Annotated in this window: 15 protein-coding genes; 8 read left to right on the top strand and 7 right to left on the bottom strand. The window is 71.1% G+C overall.

All coding sequences use genetic code 11. The features are described from left to right. Window positions 1–79 precede the first annotated feature (79 nt). Window positions 80–2,101, bottom strand: coding sequence for a beta-galactosidase (locus OG440_RS33955; protein ID WP_406010576.1), 2,022 nt, complete (start codon window positions 2,099–2,101; stop codon window positions 80–82). Window positions 2,102–2,329: 228 nt separating this feature from the next. Between OG440_RS33955 and OG440_RS33950 the strand changes: the two genes are divergently transcribed. The 6 genes from OG440_RS33950 to OG440_RS33925 all read left to right on the top strand — a co-directional run bounded on the left by OG440_RS33950 (window position 2,330) and on the right by OG440_RS33925 (window position 7,461). Then, a complete protein-coding gene (locus OG440_RS33950) occupies window positions 2,330–3,658 on the top strand; it encodes an ABC transporter substrate-binding protein (RefSeq protein ID WP_406010575.1) in 1,329 nt (442 codons plus the stop codon). Next, entirely contained in the window at window positions 3,655–4,581 is a 927-nt protein-coding gene (locus tag OG440_RS33945) for a carbohydrate ABC transporter permease (protein WP_406010574.1), read from the top strand. The genes OG440_RS33950 and OG440_RS33945 overlap by 4 nt, the downstream gene beginning before the upstream one ends. Next, window positions 4,578–5,483 (top strand): carbohydrate ABC transporter permease, encoded by a 906-nt coding sequence (locus OG440_RS33940; RefSeq protein ID WP_406010573.1) that lies wholly within the window; start codon window positions 4,578–4,580, stop codon window positions 5,481–5,483. The genes OG440_RS33945 and OG440_RS33940 overlap by 4 nt, the downstream gene beginning before the upstream one ends. Then, window positions 5,480–6,514, top strand: a complete 1,035-nt coding sequence (locus tag OG440_RS33935; RefSeq protein ID WP_406010572.1) for a LacI family DNA-binding transcriptional regulator — start codon at window positions 5,480–5,482, stop codon at window positions 6,512–6,514. The genes OG440_RS33940 and OG440_RS33935 overlap by 4 nt, the downstream gene beginning before the upstream one ends. Before the next feature lie 126 nt (window positions 6,515–6,640). Further along, on the top strand, window positions 6,641–6,991 hold the full coding sequence (locus OG440_RS33930) for a VOC family protein (RefSeq protein WP_406010571.1): 351 nt from the start codon (window positions 6,641–6,643) through the stop codon (window positions 6,989–6,991). A 77-nt stretch (window positions 6,992–7,068) separates the two neighbouring features. Beyond that, window positions 7,069–7,461, top strand: a complete 393-nt coding sequence (locus OG440_RS33925; protein WP_020126045.1) for a MarR family winged helix-turn-helix transcriptional regulator — start codon at window positions 7,069–7,071, stop codon at window positions 7,459–7,461. Window positions 7,462–7,530: 69 nt separating this feature from the next. On the opposite strand, the gene OG440_RS33920 is transcribed toward OG440_RS33925, so the two are convergent. After that, complete coding sequence (locus tag OG440_RS33920) at window positions 7,531–7,929, bottom strand: SseB family protein (protein ID WP_406010570.1); 399 nt, start codon at window positions 7,927–7,929, stop codon at window positions 7,531–7,533. 390 nt (window positions 7,930–8,319) lie between these two features. On the opposite strand from OG440_RS33920, the gene OG440_RS33915 reads away from it, so the two are divergent. Next, a complete protein-coding gene (locus OG440_RS33915; protein ID WP_406010569.1) occupies window positions 8,320–9,765 on the top strand; it encodes a glyceraldehyde-3-phosphate dehydrogenase in 1,446 nt (481 codons plus the stop codon). A 236-nt stretch (window positions 9,766–10,001) separates the two neighbouring features. On the opposite strand, the gene OG440_RS33910 is transcribed toward OG440_RS33915, so the two are convergent. The 3 genes from OG440_RS33910 to OG440_RS33900 all read right to left on the bottom strand — a co-directional run bounded on the left by OG440_RS33910 (window position 10,002) and on the right by OG440_RS33900 (window position 14,197). Next, window positions 10,002–10,700, bottom strand: a complete 699-nt coding sequence (locus tag OG440_RS33910) for a response regulator (protein WP_406010568.1) — start codon at window positions 10,698–10,700, stop codon at window positions 10,002–10,004. Further along, the gene (locus OG440_RS33905) at window positions 10,697–11,902 is read right to left on the bottom strand and encodes a sensor histidine kinase (RefSeq protein WP_406010567.1); all 1,206 of its coding nucleotides are present in this window, start codon (window positions 11,900–11,902) and stop codon (window positions 10,697–10,699) included. Before OG440_RS33905 ends, OG440_RS33910 begins: the two co-directional genes overlap by 4 nt. Window positions 11,903–11,995: 93 nt before the next feature. Next, the gene (locus OG440_RS33900; protein ID WP_406010566.1) at window positions 11,996–14,197 is read right to left on the bottom strand and encodes an MMPL family transporter; all 2,202 of its coding nucleotides are present in this window, start codon (window positions 14,195–14,197) and stop codon (window positions 11,996–11,998) included. 160 nt (window positions 14,198–14,357) lie between these two features. Between OG440_RS33900 and OG440_RS33895 the strand changes: the two genes are divergently transcribed. Continuing rightward, window positions 14,358–14,690 carry a hypothetical protein gene (locus tag OG440_RS33895; RefSeq protein WP_406010565.1) on the top strand — a complete coding sequence of 111 codons (333 nt, stop codon included), beginning with the start codon at window positions 14,358–14,360 and terminating at the stop codon, window positions 14,688–14,690. A gap of 129 nt (window positions 14,691–14,819) precedes the next feature. Here the strand turns inward: OG440_RS33895 and gndA are convergent, their stop codons facing one another. Next, window positions 14,820–16,259 (bottom strand): NADP-dependent phosphogluconate dehydrogenase, encoded by a 1,440-nt coding sequence (gndA, locus tag OG440_RS33890; protein WP_406010564.1) that lies wholly within the window; start codon window positions 16,257–16,259, stop codon window positions 14,820–14,822. A 302-nt stretch (window positions 16,260–16,561) separates the two neighbouring features. Next, window positions 16,562–17,068 carry a MarR family winged helix-turn-helix transcriptional regulator gene (locus OG440_RS33885; protein WP_406010563.1) on the bottom strand — a complete coding sequence of 169 codons (507 nt, stop codon included), beginning with the start codon at window positions 17,066–17,068 and terminating at the stop codon, window positions 16,562–16,564. Window positions 17,069–17,190: the final 122 nt, after the last annotated feature.

The following is a 17,190-nucleotide window of genomic DNA, read 5'->3' as shown; positions in this document are numbered from 1 at the left end:
CGTGGTGGATGAATTCCCTCGTGCGGTGAGGGGCCCCTCCGCCCGCGGCTCGCGGCTCCACGGGCGAAGGGGAGTCTGCTCAGCCGTCGAGTCGTACGACCCGTACGGCCCCCGCCGGGACCGCGAGGCGGCCGGCGGCGCGTTCACCTGTCAGCAGTTCGGTGCCGGAGGTCTCCAGCGGCACCTTGGCGTCGGTGCTGGTGTGGTTGATCGCGAAGAGGTAGCTGCCGGTCCCGCCGGAGCGGCGTACGACCTCCACGTCGTGCGGCAGGTCGGCGCGCGGGGCGATCGCCGCGTCCTCGGCGGCCCGGCCGAGCAGGGCGTCCAGGCCCTCCTGACCGAGGCGGGTGGAGACGTACCAGGCGGTGCCCTCGCCGAGCCGGTGCCGGGTGACGGCGGGGTGGCCCGCGGTGAGGCCGTCGGCATAGGTCCAGACGGTCTCGGCGCCGCGCGGCACCACGAACTCCGTCCACACGTCGCCGGCGAGCTCACCGCCGTCGGGTCCGGTGACGCGCACGCTCTCGCCCTGGAGCAGCGGCGAGAACTCCTCGACCGTCAGCCCCAGTACGTCGCGCAGCGCGCCGGGGTAGGCGCCCTCGTGGACGGCGTCGTGCTCGTCGACGATGCCGGAGAAGTACGAGACGACCAGGGTGCCGCCGTTCGCGACGTACTCCCTGAGGTTGTTCCCGGCGGCCTCCGTCATCAGGTACAGGGCGGGCACCACGACCAGCGGGTACCGCGACAGGTCGGCCTCGGGGTGGGCGAAGTCGACGGTGAGGTGGCGGTCGTAGAGGGCCTCGTAGAAGGCGTCGGCGCGCTCGCGCGGGTCGGCGTCCTCGCTGGGCCGCCACGCCAGGTTCTGCGCCCACCAGGAGTGCCAGTCCCACAGGACCGCCACGTCGGCCTCGGTGCGGGTGCCGCGGATCGCCGCGAGCGAGTCGAGGGAGGCGCCGAGCTCGACGACCTCGCGCCACACACGGGTGTCGGTGCCGCCGTGCGGGACCATCGCCGAGTGGAACTTCTCGGCGCCGCGCCGCGACTGCCGCCACTGGAAGAACATGGCGCCCTCGGAACCGCGGGCCACGTGCCCCAGGGAGTTGCGGGCCATCTGGCCGGGCGCCTTGGCGGGGTTGCGCGGCTGCCAGTTGACGCCCGAGGTGGAGTGTTCCAGGAGGATCCAGGGGGCGCCGGCGGCGACGGAGCGGGTGAGGTCGGCGGCCATCGCGAGGTTGACGTGGGTGCGGCGGCCGTCGGTGATCAGGTAGTGGTCGTTGGTGACGATGTCGACCTCGCGGCCCCAGGCCCAGTAGTCGACCGAGTCGCACTGGCTGAGGGCGGTCATGAAGTTGGTCGTCACCGGGACGCCGGGCGCGAGGCGGTGCAGGATGTCCCGCTCGGCCGTGAAGTTCTCGCGCATGGTGGCGTCGGCGAAGCGCCGGTAGTCGAGGGCCTGGCCGGGGTTGCCGACCGTGGGGGTGGCGCGCGGCGGGTTGACGTCCTCGAAGCTCGCGTAGCGCTGGCCCCAGAAGGCGGTGCCCCAGGCCTCGTTGACCGCGTCGACCGTGCCGTACGTGGTCTCCAGCCAGCGCCGGAAGTGGGCGGCGCAGGAGTCGCAGTAGCAGGCGGAGACGGGGACGCCGTACTCGTTGTGCACGTGCCACATCGCCAGCGCCGGGTGTTCGCCGTAGCGCTCGGCGAGGCGGGTGGTGATGTTCGCGGCGGCGGCGCGGTAGTCCGGGTTGCTGTGGCAGATCGCGGCGCGGGAACCGAACTCGTAGCGCACGCCCTCGGGGGTCACGGGCAGCGCGTCGAGGTGCTCGCGGTAGAACCAGACCGGCGGGGCGACGGTGGGTGTGCCCAGGTCGACGCGGATGCCGCTGTCGTGCAGCAGGCCGATGACGCGGTCCAGCCAGCCGAAGTCGTACGTGCCGCGTGAGGGCTCCAGCAGGGCCCAGGAGAAGATCCCGACGCTCACCATGGTCACGCCGGCCTCACGCATCAGGCGGACGTCGTCCTGCCAGACGCTTTCCGGCCACTGCTCGGGGTTGTAGTCCCCACCGAAGGCGAGCCGGGTGAGGCCCCTGGGGTTGGTCTCCGGCATGGATCTCTCCCGTTTAATCGATCATTTGGGAACGTGCACACACAACGGCGGCGTTCGGATCCCAACATAACCGCACAGCAACAACCATTGACAAGTGTCCGGGATGTTTCTCTACTGTGAACGCTCACAGAGAGCATGGCAGCTCCTCGCGACGGGCGGGGAGCCCGCTCATGTGCTCGCATGGCAGGTTTTCGCACCGGGCGAGAACCCAGGTCAGGGGAGAGATCCATGCCCAACACGAAGCGCCGGCGGCTCGTTGTCAGAAGTGCGGCTGCCACCCTCGCCGTCGCCCTCGGCGCCACCGCCCTCACCGCCTGCGGCTCGTCCGACGAGGACAGCGCCGAGTCCGGTCCGGTCTCGCTCACGTACTGGACGTGGACGCCCGGCATGGACAAGGTCGTGGACCTGTGGAACAAGGGCGAGGGCAAGAAGGACCAGATCACCGTCACGGTGAAGAAGCAGGCATCGGGCGACACGCTGGTCACCAAGATCCTCACCGCGCACAAGGCCGGCAAGGCCCCCGACCTGGTCCAGGCCGAGTACCAGGCACTGCCGACGCTGGTCAGCAACGACGCGTTGGCGGACATAGCGAAGAACGTCGGCGACGCGAAGGGCAAGTTCGCCGACGGTGTCTGGCAGCAGACGACGCTGGGCACGGACGCCGTCTACGCGGTGCCGCAGGACATCGGCCCGATGATGTTCTACTACCGCGCCGACCTCTTCAAGAAGTACGGCCTGACGGTCCCGACGACCTGGGAGCAGTTCGCGGCCACCGCCCGCGCGCTGAAGGAGAAGGCCCCGGACACGGACCTCACGACCTTCTCCGCCAACGACTCCGGTCTCTTCGCGGGCCTCGCCCAGCAGGCCGGCGCCAAGTGGTGGACCACCTCCGGCGACAAGTGGAACGTCGGCATCGACGACGCGGCCACCAAGAAGGTCGCCGACTTCTGGGGCGGCCTCGTCAAGGAGGGCGCCATCGACAACCAGCCGATGTACACCCCGGCCTGGAACAAGGCGCTCAACACCGGCAAGCAGATCGCCTGGGTCTCCGCCGTGTGGGCCCCGGGCACCCTGACCACCGCCGCGCCCGACACGAAGGGCAAGTGGGCCATGGCCCCGCTCCCCCAGTGGTCGAACAGCGACAACGTCACCGGCAGCTGGGGCGGCTCCTCCACGGCCGTGACCACGGACTCGAAGCACAAGGAGGCGGCCGCCGAGTTCGCCGCCTGGCTGAACACCGACGGCGACGCCCTCAACGCGCTGGCCAAGGAGAGCGGGATCTACCCGGCCTCCACCTCCGCCCAGCTCAGCGGCGCCTTCACCACCCCGCCGGACTACTTCTCCAACCAGGCGGACTTCTACACCACGGCTGCCAAGATCGCGAAGACCACGGCGCCGTCGGCCTGGGGCCCGAACGTGAACGTCGCCTACACCACCTTCAAGGACGCCTTCGGCGCCGCCGCGAAGGACAAGTCGGACTTCTCCGCCGCCCTGGCCAAGATGCAGGCGGACACCGTCGCCGACCTGAAGAAGCAGGGCTTCGAGGTCTCCGAGTGACCACCGCACGCCCTCGGAAGTCGTACGGGGTCAAGGGGGCCCCGTACGCCTTCCTGGTCCCCGCCACGATCCTCTTCGCCCTGTTCTTCGCGCTGCCCATCGGCTACGCGATGTGGCTCAGCTTCCGCAAGGTGCACGTCTCCGGCCTCGGCCTGGGCTCGGGCGCGCGCAAGGAGGTCTGGGCCGGCCTCGAGAACTACACCGACGCCTTCACCGACAGCGAGCTGCTCGACGGCGCGCTGCGCGTCCTCGGGTACGGCTGCATCGTCGTCCCGGTGATGCTGGGCCTGGCGCTGCTGTTCGCGCTGATGCTCGACTCCGAGAAGGTGCGGCTCGCCCCGTTCACCCGGCTCGCGATCTTCCTGCCCTACGCCATCCCCGGTGTGGTGGCGGCACTGCTGTGGGGCTTCCTGTACCTGCCGGACGTCAGTCCGTTCTACTTCGTGCTGGAGAAGCTGGGCATGCCGCAGCCGGACCTGCTGGACGGCGGTCCGCTGTACCTCGCCCTGTCGAACATCGCGGTGTGGGGCGGCACCGGCTTCAACATGATCGTCATCTACACCTCGTTGCAGGCCATCCCGGCCGAGGTGTACGAGGCGGCGAAGCTGGACGGCGCCACCCCGACGCAGATCGCGCTGCGGATCAAGATCCCGATGGTGGCGCCCTCCCTGGTGCTGACCTTCTTCTTCTCGATCATCGCCACGCTCCAGGTCTTCAACGAGCCGACCACCCTCAAGCCGCTCACCAACTCCGTGTCCACGACCTGGAGTCCGCTGATGAAGGTGTACCGGGACGCGTTCGGCACCGGAGACATCTACCAGGCGGCCGCCGAGGCCGTGATCATCGCTTTCGCCACGCTGGTGCTGTCGTTCGGCTTCCTGCGGGCCGCGAACCGTCGCAACAAGCAGGAGGCAGCACGATGAGTTCTCTTGCCGTCCGGAAGGCCTCCTCGGCAACCGGCGCCACGGGCACCGCCCAAGGCCGCCCGCCGCTGCGCGGCCGGATCGCCCTGGTGCCGACGATCACGCTGTTGCTGGGCGCGCTCTACTGCCTGCTGCCGGTGGCCTGGGTGGTGATCGCGTCCACCAAGTCCGGCAGCGAGCTGTTCTCCACGTTCACGTTCCTGCCGGGCAGCGGCTTCACCGACAACCTCCACGACCTCAACGCTTACCGCGACGGCATCTACTGGCAGTGGATGGCCAACTCCGGTCTGTACGCCGTGCTCGGCGCGCTGCTGTCGACGTGTGTGTCGGCGTTCAGCGGCTACGCGCTGGCGACCTACCGGTTCCGGGGCCGCGAGACGCTGTTCAACGTGCTGCTGGCGGGCGTACTGATGCCGCCGATCATCCTCGCCATCCCCCAGTACCTGCTGATGGCGAAGGTGGACCTCACCGACTCCTACTGGGCCGTGCTGCTGCCGCAGGTCCTCTCCCCCTACGGCGTCTATCTCGCGCGCATCTACGCGGCCGCGGCCGTGCCGAGCGACGTGGTGGAGGCCGGCCGGATGGACGGGGCGAGCGAGTGGCGGATCTTCACCAGGGTCGCGCTGCCGATGATGGTGCCCGGCATGGTGACGGTGTTCCTGTTCCAGTTCGTGGCGATCTGGAACAACTTCCTGCTGCCGTACATCATGCTCAGCGACGACGAGAAGTTCCCGATCACGCTCGGCCTGTTCACGCTCCTCGAACAGGGCGCCAACACCCCGGCGCTCTACACGCTGGTGATCACCGGCGCGTTCCTGGCGGTGATCCCGCTGGTGGCGCTGTTCCTGGTCATCCAGCGCTTCTGGAGCCTGGATCTGCTGTCCGGAGCCGTAAAGTCATGACCATGAACAATGGTGCGGGGGGCCGGCGCAGACCGCCGACCATCCACGACGTGGCGCGGGAGGCGGGAGTCTCGCGGGGCACCGTCTCACGCGTGCTCAACGGTGGCCACTACGTCAGCCCCGCCGCGGCCGAGGCGGTCAACGCCGCCATCCGCAGGACGGGTTACGTCGTGAACCGGCATGCCCGTTCCCTGATCACCGGCCGTTCCGACTCGGTGGGCTTCCTGCTGACCGAGCCGCAGGAGCGGTTCTTCGAGGATCCCAACTTCAACGTGCTGCTGCGCGGCTGCACACAGGCGCTGGCAACGCACGACATCCCCCTGCTGCTCATGCTGGCCGGGACCGAGGACGAGCGGCGGCGCATCACGCGGTACATCACCGCCGGGCACGTCGACGGGGTGCTGCTGGTCTCCAGCCACTCCGGGGACCCGATCGCCACGGAGCTGCGCGAGGCGGGCGTCCCGCTGGTGGCGTGCGGCAAGCCGATCGGGATCGGTTCCAAGGTGAGTTACGTGGCCGCCGACGACCGCGACGGCGCCCGTGACATGGTGCGCCATCTGCTGGCGCAGGGCCGTCGGCGGGTCGGCGTGGTCACCGGCCCGCTGGACACCCCCGGAGGTGTCGAGCGGCTCGCCGGGTACCGGGAGGTGCTCGCCGAGGCGGGCGTCGACTACGACGAGCGGATCGTCGTCTCCGGCGACTACAGCCGGGCCAGCGGTGAGGCGGGCGCCGAGAAGCTGCTGGCGCGGGCACCGGACCTCGACGCGGTCTTCGTCGCGTCCGACCTGATGGCGCAGGGCGTGCTGACGGTGCTGCACCGGGCGGGCCGGCGGGTGCCCGAGGACGTCGCGGTCGGCGGCTTCGACGACTCCCCGGCGGCGACCGCGGGCAGCCCCTCGCTCACCACCATCCGTCAGCCCTGGGACCGGATCAGCAACGAGATGGTCCGGGTGCTGCTCGCCCAGATAGGGGGCGAGGACCCGGCGGCGGTGATCCTGCCGACGGAACTGGTGAAGCGGGAGTCGACGTAGCGAACAGGGCGGGTGCGTGCCGAACCGGTCAGGATCGGAGAAGCCGTCCGCCGCTCCGCGGCCTAGGTTGAGAAGTGCGGGAACACGGACCGTTCCCGCCCACCGCACCTCACCGAGGAGAACGCCATGAGCGCCGGCTTGCAGACGATCATCTACCCCGTCAAGGACCTCGGCCGGGCGAAGGCCCTGTTCAGCGTGCTGCTGGAGGTCGAGCCGTACGCCGACGAGCCCTACTACGTCGGTTTCAAGGCCGCCGGACAAGACGTCGGTCTCGACCCGAACGGACACGCCAAGGGCATGACGGGGCCGGTTCCGTACTGGCATGTCACGGACCTGCGCGAGCGTCTCGCGGCGCTGGTGGCGGCGGGCGCGGAGCTGCTTCAGGACGCGCAGGACGTCGGCGGCGGCAGGCTCATCGCCTTCGTGAAGGACGCGGACGGCAACCAGGTCGGTCTGCTCCAGGATCCGGCCGCCTGAAGCGCCCGCGCGGGACTGCTTGCACCCGCACTAGTTGCACACTCAATGAATTGCGGTTTTGGTGTTACCGTGCGGGTATGGCAGCGAAAACGGCCGGGGCGGGCCTCGAGGAGCGGTGGCGGGACATCCTGTCGGTGCACGCGCGCACGATGTGCGAGATCGATCGCGCGCTGCACCCGCACGGCCTCGGAGCGAGCGACTTCGAAGTGCTCGACATCCTCGCCTCCGAAGCGCCCCGGGAGGGCGACCAGTGCCGGGTGCAGAACCTCGTCGGACGAGTGCACCTCAGCCAGAGCGCGCTGTCCCGACTCATCGGCCGCCTGGAGAAGGAAGGCCTGGTGGAGCGTTCCGTCTGCGTGGAGGACCGGCGCGGAGTATGGGTCGCCCTGACCCGCAAGGGCCGCGACCTGCACACCGAGGTACTGCCGCTCCAGCGCGCGGTCCTGGGCCGGATGCTGGCCGAGTCCTGACGTCCCGCACCGGGGCCTGCCCGGCTCCCCCGGCTGCGGGGGAGCCCGATCCGGGGAAGCGGCGGCGGGTCAGCGGGCCAGCAGGGTGCGGACCCCTTCCGAGGTGAGCGTCAGCGGATGGTCGCCGGCCGCGTCGATCGACAGGGACAGCTCACCGGTCGGCCACTGCGCGGCGAGCGCGCCGAGGGGCACGAGCCGGTAGCGCGCGACCTCGGGCAGCAGGTCCGCCATCTCCGGTTCGGAGGTGAACACCGGCACCACGGGCGCGCCACCGGGCTGCTCCAGGACGGGCAGCGCGACCGTGGCCGGGTTGGTGACATCCTCGTCGAGGGCGTCGTCGGGCACGGGCACGAGGACGTCGCAGTGCGCGAGCGTGTCCAGTGCGGCGGTGTCCTCGGTGTCCCGGGCCAGCGCGTCCAGCGCCAGCGCGGCGGGGTTGTTGATGCGGTCGTGCGCGGGTGTCTCCATGACGGTCTCCCCTGGTAGCGGCCGTAGCGGCGGTCCGGCCACGCGTACCCGACCGTCGGCCGCTCAACCCCCCGACGACGACCGGAGGGCCGACCGCCACACGCCCGGCACATATCCGGGCGATCCGTGTGATCTTTGTGGCCCGAGGGATCTGCGGGATCTGTGTGGTCCCGGAGGTCCGCGTGATGCATGCCGGGGGGCGGACGCGCCCTCGCCTCGCCCAGAGATCCCCGCCCTCACACCGCCCGAGGACGAAGAGCCCGGAGCGACACCGACGCCCACGCAGGAGGCCCCCGCCGGGAAGGTGCACAACTGAGCGCGGCCCCGCTTGAATGATCGAATGACCGGAGGGTTAGCATATGAGCGCCTCCTAGCTCGAAAGATAGGCCCGTGACGCTCAACGACGATTCGTTCACCAACTGGAAGAACCGCGAGGAGATCGCGGAGTCGATGATCCCGATGATCGGGAAGCTGCACCGCGAGCGGGACGTGACCGTCCTGCTGCACAGCCGCTCCCTGGTGAACAAGTCGGTGGTCAGCATCCTCAAGACCCACCGGTTCGCCCGCCAGATCGCGGGCGAGGAGCTCTCGGTCACCGAGACGCTGCCGTTCCTCGAGGCGCTCACCGCGCTCGACCTCGGCCCCTCGCAGATCGACATCGGCATGCTCGCCGCGACCTACCGGACCGACGACCGGGGCCTGTCGGTGGCGGAGTTCACCGCCGAGGCCGTGGCCGGCGCCACCGGCGCCAACAAGATCGACCGCCGCGAGCCGCGCGATGTCGTCCTGTACGGCTTCGGCCGCATCGGCCGGCTCGTCGCCCGCCTGCTCATCGAGAAGTCCGGCTCCGGCAACGGCCTGCGACTGCGCGCCATCGTCGTGCGCGGCGGCGGCGAGCAGGATCTCGTCAAGCGCGCGTCCCTGCTGCGCCGCGACTCGGTCCACGGCCAGTTCCAGGGCACCATCACGGTCGACGAGGCCAGCAACAAGATCATCGCCAACGGCAACGAGATCACGGTCATCTACGCCGACGACCCGAGCCAGGTCGACTACACGGCGTACGGCGTCCGCGACGCCATCCTCATCGACAACACCGGCAAGTGGCGCGACCGCGAGGGCCTCGCCAAGCACCTGCGGCCGGGCATCGACAAGGTCGTGCTGACCGCGCCCGGCAAGGGCGACGTCCCGAACATCGTGCACGGGGTCAACCACGACACGATCAAGCCGGACGAGCAGATCCTGTCCTGCGCGTCCTGCACCACCAACGCGATCGTCCCGCCGCTCAAGGCGATGGCCGACGAGTACGGCGTGCTGCGCGGCCACGTGGAGACCGTCCACTCGTTCACCAACGACCAGAACCTGCTGGACAACTACCACAAGGCCGACCGTCGCGGCCGTTCGGCGCCGCTGAACATGGTCATCACCGAGACCGGCGCCGCCTCCGCCGTCGCCAAGGCCCTGCCCGACCTCAAGGCGCCGATCACCGGCAGCTCGATCCGTGTGCCGGTGCCCGACGTCTCGATCGCGATCCTCAGCCTGCGGCTCGGCCGGGAGACGACCCGCCAGGAGGTCCTCGACCACCTCCGCGAGGTGTCGCTGACCTCGCCGCTCAAGCGCCAGATCGACTTCACCACGGCGCCGGACGCGGTCTCGATGGACTTCATCGGCTCGCGCCACTCCTCGATCATCGACGCCGGTGCCACCAAGGTCGACGGCGACAACGCGATCCTCTACCTCTGGTACGACAACGAGTTCGGCTACTCCTGCCAGGTCGTCCGGGTCGTCCAGCACGTCTCCGGGGTCGAGTACCCGACGTACCCGGCGACGGGCGTCTGAGACCGGCCCGCGGGACCCGCGGGGTCGGTGCGCAGTGCGGGTGCGAGAGGCGCACTGCACGCACCTTCCGTAACTCGGTGCGCACCGACCCCGCTCCGTCACACCGGCTCGGATGGCTCATCGACCCGCGAGGCGCCCTCGCGGCCCGGATACGCGAGCAGCTGTGACGACCGTGCCGGCGGACCTCCCGGGCACCCGGGGCCCCACCGAGCGGCCGGCCTCCTCGTCGGGCCGGGTCAGAGCGGGTCTGCCGATCCCGAAGCGGGCGGAGGGGGTTTGACCAGCCCGCACTGGTACGCCACCACCACGAGCTGGGCGCGGTCTCGGGCGTCGAGTTTGGTCATGGCGCGCTGGATGTGGCTGCGCACCGTCAGCGGGCTCAGCACGAGCCGGTCCGCGATCTGGGCGTTGGACCTGCCGTGCGCGGCCAGGGTCACGACCTCGCGCTCGCGGTCGGTCAGCGCCCTGACGGCATCGGGGAGGGCGAGCAGGTCGTCCGTGTCCGGAGTGGCCAGGAAGCGGGTGATGAGGGCCCGGGTGGCCGAGGGCGACAGAAGGGCCTCGCCGGCCGCGACCGTGCGGATGCTCGACAGCAGGACCTCGGGGCTGACGCCCTTGCCGAGGAACCCGCTCGCGCCGGCGCGCAGGGCCCTGGCGACGTTCTCGTCGTTCTCGAACGTGGTCAGGACGAGGATGTGGGTGCCCGACAGCTCCGGCCGGGCACAGATCGCGGCGGTGGCCGCCACTCCGTCGGTGTCCGGCATCCGGATGTCCATGAGGACCACGTCGGGCCGGTGCGCCCCGGTCAGCTCCACGGCCTCCCGCCCGTCGGCGGCCTCCGCGATCACCGTGAGGTCGTCGGCCGAGTCGATGAGAATGCGGAAGGTGGCCCGGAGCAGGGCCTGATCGTCGGCGATCAGGACGCGGATGGTCATGGGGCGGGACTTTCGTCGGGACGGTCGAGGGGCAAGTCGAGCGGCAGGGAACAGACGACCTCGAAGCCGCCCCGGGCGCCGTGGCCCGCGTGAAACGTGCCGCCCGCCGACATGGCACGCTCGCGCATGCTGATCAGGCCGAACCCACCTCCCGGGCCGGGCGGCGCGGGGGTGCGGCCGGGGGCGGTGTCGTTGGTGACCGTCAAGGTCAGACGCCGGGGCGCGTAGCCGAGCCGTACCTCGGCGGTGCGGCCGGCACCGTGGCGGGTGACATTGGTGAGTGCTTCCTGGAGGATCCGGTAGGCCGTCAGATCGAGCACGGGCGTGAGCGGGCACCGCTTCCCCTCGACGGTGACGGTGACCCGGAGTCCGGCCGCCGCACAGGAGTCGGCCAGGTCGGGCAGGCGGTCCAGTCCCGGCGCGGGAGCCAGTTCGTCGGTGGGGTCGGTGTCCTGCCGTAGGAGCCCCACCGTGGCCTTGAGTTCGCGCAGGGCCGCGGCCGTCGTCTCCGGAAGCCTGTCGATGATCTCGCGGGCCTTGTCCGGCTGGGTCCGCACGAGGTGTTTCACGGCTCCGGCCTGGGCGTCGGCCAGGGTCATGTGGTGGGCGACCACGTCGTGCAGCTCCCGCGCGATGCGCATGCGCTCCTGGACGACCCGGTGGCGCGCCTCCTCCTCACGCTGCCGGTCGGCGTGCTCGGCGCGGGCGACGGCGTACTCGCGACGCACCCGCCGGTAACCGCCGAGGGCCGCGCAGAGCAGGATCCAGGCCGCGGGGTTGACGACGGCGAAGACCACGGAGTCGAGGAAGGAGGGGAAGACCAGCCCACCGACCACCACCGCGCCGGTGACGGCCAGGGCGCTGTTCCACCCGACGCGCCGAGGCGTGCGCACGCTCGTCGCGTACTGCGCGACCAGGAGCGGACCCATCAGCAAAGGGGTCAGGAGATAGCCCAGCGCGCCGACGGCCATCGTGCACAGGGCCGTCATGGCGAGCACCGGCAGAGGGTGGCTCCGTCGCCGGTACAGCGCGGCGCAGGCGAGCGCCGACAGGGCGACGGCGGGCCAGAGAGTCAGTGGGCCCGAGGCCAGCGCCCGGGTGGCCAGGACGCCGGTGACGGTGACGGCGAACAGCAGGACCGGTACCGCGAGGTCCAGAGCCTTCGGGTGGGTCGCCGCCCGGTGCCGCCAGCTGGTACTCATCACGCTCCGAAACACTCCGGGAAACAGCCATGCTCACACATCGCGGATCGCGGCGCCGAGGGGTGCCCGGCGCCGCGACCACCGGTGCGAACGTCAGACGCGGGCGGGCTCCTGCGGCGCGGGCTCGCCGCCCGCCACCGGCGGCGCTGCCCTCAGCCCGGCCCCCTCGACGTCCACGCGGGGCAGCAGCCGGTCGAGCCACCCCGGCAGCCACCACGCCTTGTCGCCCAGCAGCGCCAGCACCGCGGGGACGAGCGCCATCCGTACGACGAACGCGTCGAACAGCACCGCCACGGCGAGCCCGAACCCGATCGTCTTGACCATCGACTCACCGGAGCCGATGAACCCGGAGAACACCGCGATCATGATCACCGCCGCGGCGACGACCACCCGCGCGCTGTGCCGGAACCCCGAGACGACCGCCTGGGGAGCCCGGTCCCCGTGGACGTACGCCTCCCGCATCCGGGCGACCAGGAACACCTCGTAGTCCATCGCCAGGCCGAACACGATGCCCACCAGGAAGATCGGCATCAGGCTCATGATCGGCCCGGCCTGCTCCACTCCCAGGAACTCCGCGCCCCAGCCCCACTGGAAGACGGCCACGACGGAACCGAGGGCGGCCAGCACCGACAGCAGGAACCCGAAGGCGGCCTTGACCGGCACGAGCACGGAGCGGAAGACCACGAGCAGCAGAAGCAGCGCCAGTACGACGATGACGGCCAGGTAGGGCACCAGAGCGGCCTGGAGGTCCTCGGCGACGTCGATGTTCATCGCGGTGCTGCCGGTGATCTCGAAGGTCGCCCCCGTCCCGCGTTCCAGAGCGGCACGTTCCGAGCGGAGGGTGCGCACGACGTCCTTGGTGTGCTCGTCGTTGGGGCCGGTGGCCGGGACCACCGAGAGGAGCGCGGTGTCACCGGCCGGGTTGAACTGCGCGGAGGAGACGGACACGACCCCGTCGGTGGCGCCGATCTCCTCGGCGATCTCGTTCGCGGCCGTCTTGGCGGAGGCCGCGCCCCTGGCGTCCACGACGATCGTCAGCGGGCCGTTGAAACCCGCGCCGAAGCCGTCCGCGAGAGCGTCGTAGGCACGCCGTTCCGTCGACGAGACCGGTTTGGACTCGGCACCCGGCATGCCCATCTCCAGGTGCGCGGCGGGCAGTGCGAGGACACCCAGGCCCGCGACGCAGGCCACCAGCACGGCCACCGGGCGACGCAGGACGAACCGCGCCCACCGGGAGCCCCCGTTGTCGGCCGTCCGACGGTCCCGGCCCTTGCGCGCACGGCGGGACAGCACCGCGTTCGGCCACATGCCCAGCAGCGCCGGGACCAGGGTGAGTGCCACCAGCACGGCGACGACCACGGCGCCGGCCGCGCAGAGGCCCATCTTGGTCAGCATCGGCACGCCGACCACGGTCAGGCCGGCCAGCGCGATGACGACCGTGAGACCGGCGAAGACAACCGCGGAACCGGCCGTCCCGACGGCGAGTCCGGCCGACTCGCGGGGAGCGTGACCGTTCGCGCGCTCCTCCCGGTAGCGGGAGACCACGAAGAGCGCGTAGTCGATGCCGACCGCGAGTCCGAGCATCGAGGCGAGCGTGCCGGTGGTCAGGGACAGGCCGAAGACGCTGCCCAGGGCCATGATCGCGGCCATGCTGGTACCGACGCCGATCACGGCGGTGAGCAGGGGCAGCCCGGCGGCCGCGAGGGAGCCGAAGGTGATCAGGAGGATCACCGCGGCGAGACCGATGCCGATGGACTCGGCACTGCCGCCCGCGGCGGGCTGTTCGGCGAGTGCCGTGCCGCCGACCTCGACCGTGAGACCGGAGGCCCGGGCCCGGTCGATGGCCTTCTCCAGTCCCGCCTTGTCGGTGTCGGTGAGGTCCTCGGCCTTCACCTGGTAGTGCACGGTGGCGTAGGCGGTGGAGCCGTCCTCGCTCACCGCGCCCGCCGTGAACGGGCTCACGGCGTTCAGGACCTTAGGCTCGCCGGCCGCCTCCGTCACGAACGCGTCGATGCCGGCCCGGTTGCCGGCGGCGGTCACCTTCTCGCCGTCGGGAGCGACGAACACGACGCGCGCGTCGGCGCCGTTGGCGTCCGTGCCCGGGAAACGCTCCCCGATCAGGTCGAACGCCTTCTGCGCCTCGATGCCGGGCATGAACGACGTGCCGTCGTCGGAGGAGGCCGGTGCCGCGACGGCGCCGACCCCGGCACCGCCGAGGATCACCGCCCACAACAGCACCACGAGCCAACGGCGCCGGAAAGCGGTCCGGCCCAGCCGGTAGAGCAATGTAGCCACGGGAAACGGGTCTCCAGGTCAGGTTTCGGGTGGACGGCCAGCCTGACGGGAGAGGGGGTGGCGAGGCATCGTGCCGCTGCTCGCAATCCCACTTGGTGTCCCTGCATGAGCCGACGCGCTCCACTCCTCCTCCGGGAGGAGCCGCGGGTACGGCCCGAGGGTGACTTCGGGAGCGGCGCAGCCCTGCGACCTTGCCGCGATCGGCTTCACGGGCGGCATCGATCCGCGGGTCTGTGAGCTGGAGCGCCGGGTGGTGCTCTCGCAGTACCTCACGGCGGTGAACTGCTCCGGCAACACCCTGCCGCCGCAGGAGAACGGCCTGATCACCGATTTTCGTGCACGGCAAGCACCACCTGGAGACGCACTGGCGGCACGCGGCCAGTTCCACAGCCCGGGGCCGCCCGAACGCCTGGAACGCGGCCTGGCCGGGTACCTCTCCGCCCTCCCCGAGGCCCGCACCACGATCGAGGAGGACACCCCGACGTTCCGGTGATCTCCCTGCGGTTGCGGGCCCTGCTCGAAGGGTGACCACCACCTCGGCGCTCACTTCATGGGCCACCCGGGAGCAACACCGTGCCGAGGAGTGGGGCGCCCTGGGCCGAGGGCGCCCCACTCCCGTGTGTCAGGCCGACGTCTCCGGGCGGTCGGCCTCGGCCCAGTGGGTGTGGAAGGCACCCGGACGGTCGGTGCGCTGGTAGGTGTGGGCGCCGAAGTAGTCGCGCTGGCCCTGCAGAAGGGCGGCCGGCAGGCGCTCCGCGCGCAGGGTGTCGTAGTGGGCGAGCGCGGCCGAGAAGGCGGGCACGGGGATGCCGCGGCGGGCGGCGGAGGCCACGGTCTCCCGCCAGGGGACCTGCGCGTCCGTGATCTCCATGGCGAACTCCATCTCGCCGAGAAAGCTGACCAGGTCCGGGTCGGCTGCGTACGCGGCACGGATGCGGTCGAGGAACGAGGCGCGGATGATGCAGCCGCCGCGCCAGATCCGGGCGACCGAACCGAGGTCGATCTTCCAGCCGAACTCGCCGGCCGCGTCCTGGATCATCTTCCAGCCCTGGTCGTAGGCGATGACCTTCGAGGCGTACAGGGCGTGCTCGACCTGCGAGGTGAAGCGGGTGGCCTCGGTGCGGCTGAGCGGGGGCGTGGTGCCGCCGGGGAGGCCGGCGTAGGCGGCGCGCAGCGCGCTCTGGCCGGAGGCGGCGCGGGCGAAGGTGGCCTGGGCGATGGCGGTGACCGGTGAGCCCAGGTCGAGGGCGGTCTGCACGGTCCAGCGGCCGGTGCCCTTCTGACCGGCGGCGTCGGCGACCACGTCGACGAACGCCAGGCCGGTGGTGGCGTCCGTGTGGGCGAGGACATCGGCGGTGATCTCGATGAGGTACGAGCCGAGACGGCCCTCGTTCCAGGTGCGGAAGATCTCCGCGATCTCCGACGGGGTGTAGCCGGCGACCTGACGCAGCAGGTCGTACGCCTCGGCGATGAGCTGCATGTCGGCGTACTCGATGCCGTTGTGCACCATCTTGACGAAGTGTCCGGCGCCGTCGGTGCCGATGTGCGTGGCGCAGGGCTCGCCGCCGACCTTCGCGCTGATCGACTCGAACATGGGGCCGAGGACGTCGTACGACTCGGTCGAGCCGCCGACCATGACGGCCGGCCCGTTCAGCGCGCCCTCCTCGCCGCCGGAGACGCCTGCGCCGACGAAGTGCAGACCGCGCTCGCGCAGGGACTCCTCGCGGCGGCGGGTGTCGGCGTAGTGAGCGTTGCCACCGTCGATGATCATGTCGCCGGGCTCCAGGAGCGGGGCGAACTCCTCGATGACGGCGTCGGTGACCGCGCCCGCCTGCACCATGATCATCAGTCGGCGGGGACGTTCGAGCGCTGCCACGAAGTCCGCGGCCGACTCGGCGGGGACGAACGTGCCCTCGTGGCCGAACTCCTCGACGAGCGCGCGGGTGCGGCCCGCGGAGCGGTTGTGGACGGCGACGGTGTAACCGTTGCGGGCGAAGTTGCGCGCGAGGTTGCGGCCCATCACGCCGAGGCCGGTGACGCCGATGGCGGCGGTTGCGTTCACGAGGTACGTCCCTAGGATCGTTGGCGTGGTCGGAGGGACGGGCGGCCCCCCGGTACCCCCAGGTACGCACCATCGACCGGTTCTTCTCGATCCGTCGCCGATTCCTTGCCCCGATCGACGATTCCGGGGGCCGGTCGGTCCCGCCGGGCGGGCCGGACGGCACCCGGGACGCGGGCAACCCGACCGCGTGGACCGCCCGGGCCACGCAGGCGACGCCGGGCCACGCAGTCCTCCGGGCCCTGTGGATCCGCCGGACCGGCGGAAGTCGCCCGACCGGAAGACGGCGGACATGGCCAGACCGGCTAGCGGCGCCGCCAGGGCAGCGCCGCGGGGTCTGCCTCGGTGCTCTCGGCCCGCACCAGGGCCTCGCCGATGGCCTCCCCGATCTCCGCGAACCGGCGCACCTGCTCGGGGGTGAGGACGTCGAAGACCGCTCGGCGGACGGCCTCCACGTGTCCCGGGGCGATCTCCTCCAACAGGGACCTGCCCTGTTCGGTGAGGAAGGCGAGCTGGCCCCGGCCGTCGGCGGGGTCCTCCCTGCGGTCCACGAGACCGACCTCGCGCAGCCGGTTCACCGCGTGGGTGAGCCGGCTGCGGGTGATCTTCAGACGCTGCGCGAGCCCGGACATGCCGAGGGTGCCGTCCGGGGCCGCGGAGAGGTGGGCCAGCAGACTGTAGTCGGCGTGCGTCATACCCGCGTCACGCCGCAGCTGCCGGTTGAGATGGTCGGCGAGCAGGGTGGAGAACTCGACGTAGGCCAGCCAGGCTCGTCGTTCGTCGGTGGTGAGCCAGCGGGGCGTCGTGGACATGGGCACACCCTAAGGGCTGGGCCCATGTCCACCCGGAGAGCCGGAACGGCCCCCCGACCTCCCGTCACGCGGGCGGCCGGCGGAGGCACCGGCCGGTGGCCTGCTCCGCCGGCCGGGTGACC

Source organism: Streptomyces sp. NBC_00637, from assembly GCF_045161545.1.
Taxonomy (GTDB): Bacteria; Actinomycetota; Actinomycetes; order Streptomycetales; family Streptomycetaceae; genus Streptomyces.
This window is presented reverse-complemented; position numbering and strand designations above follow the sequence as displayed.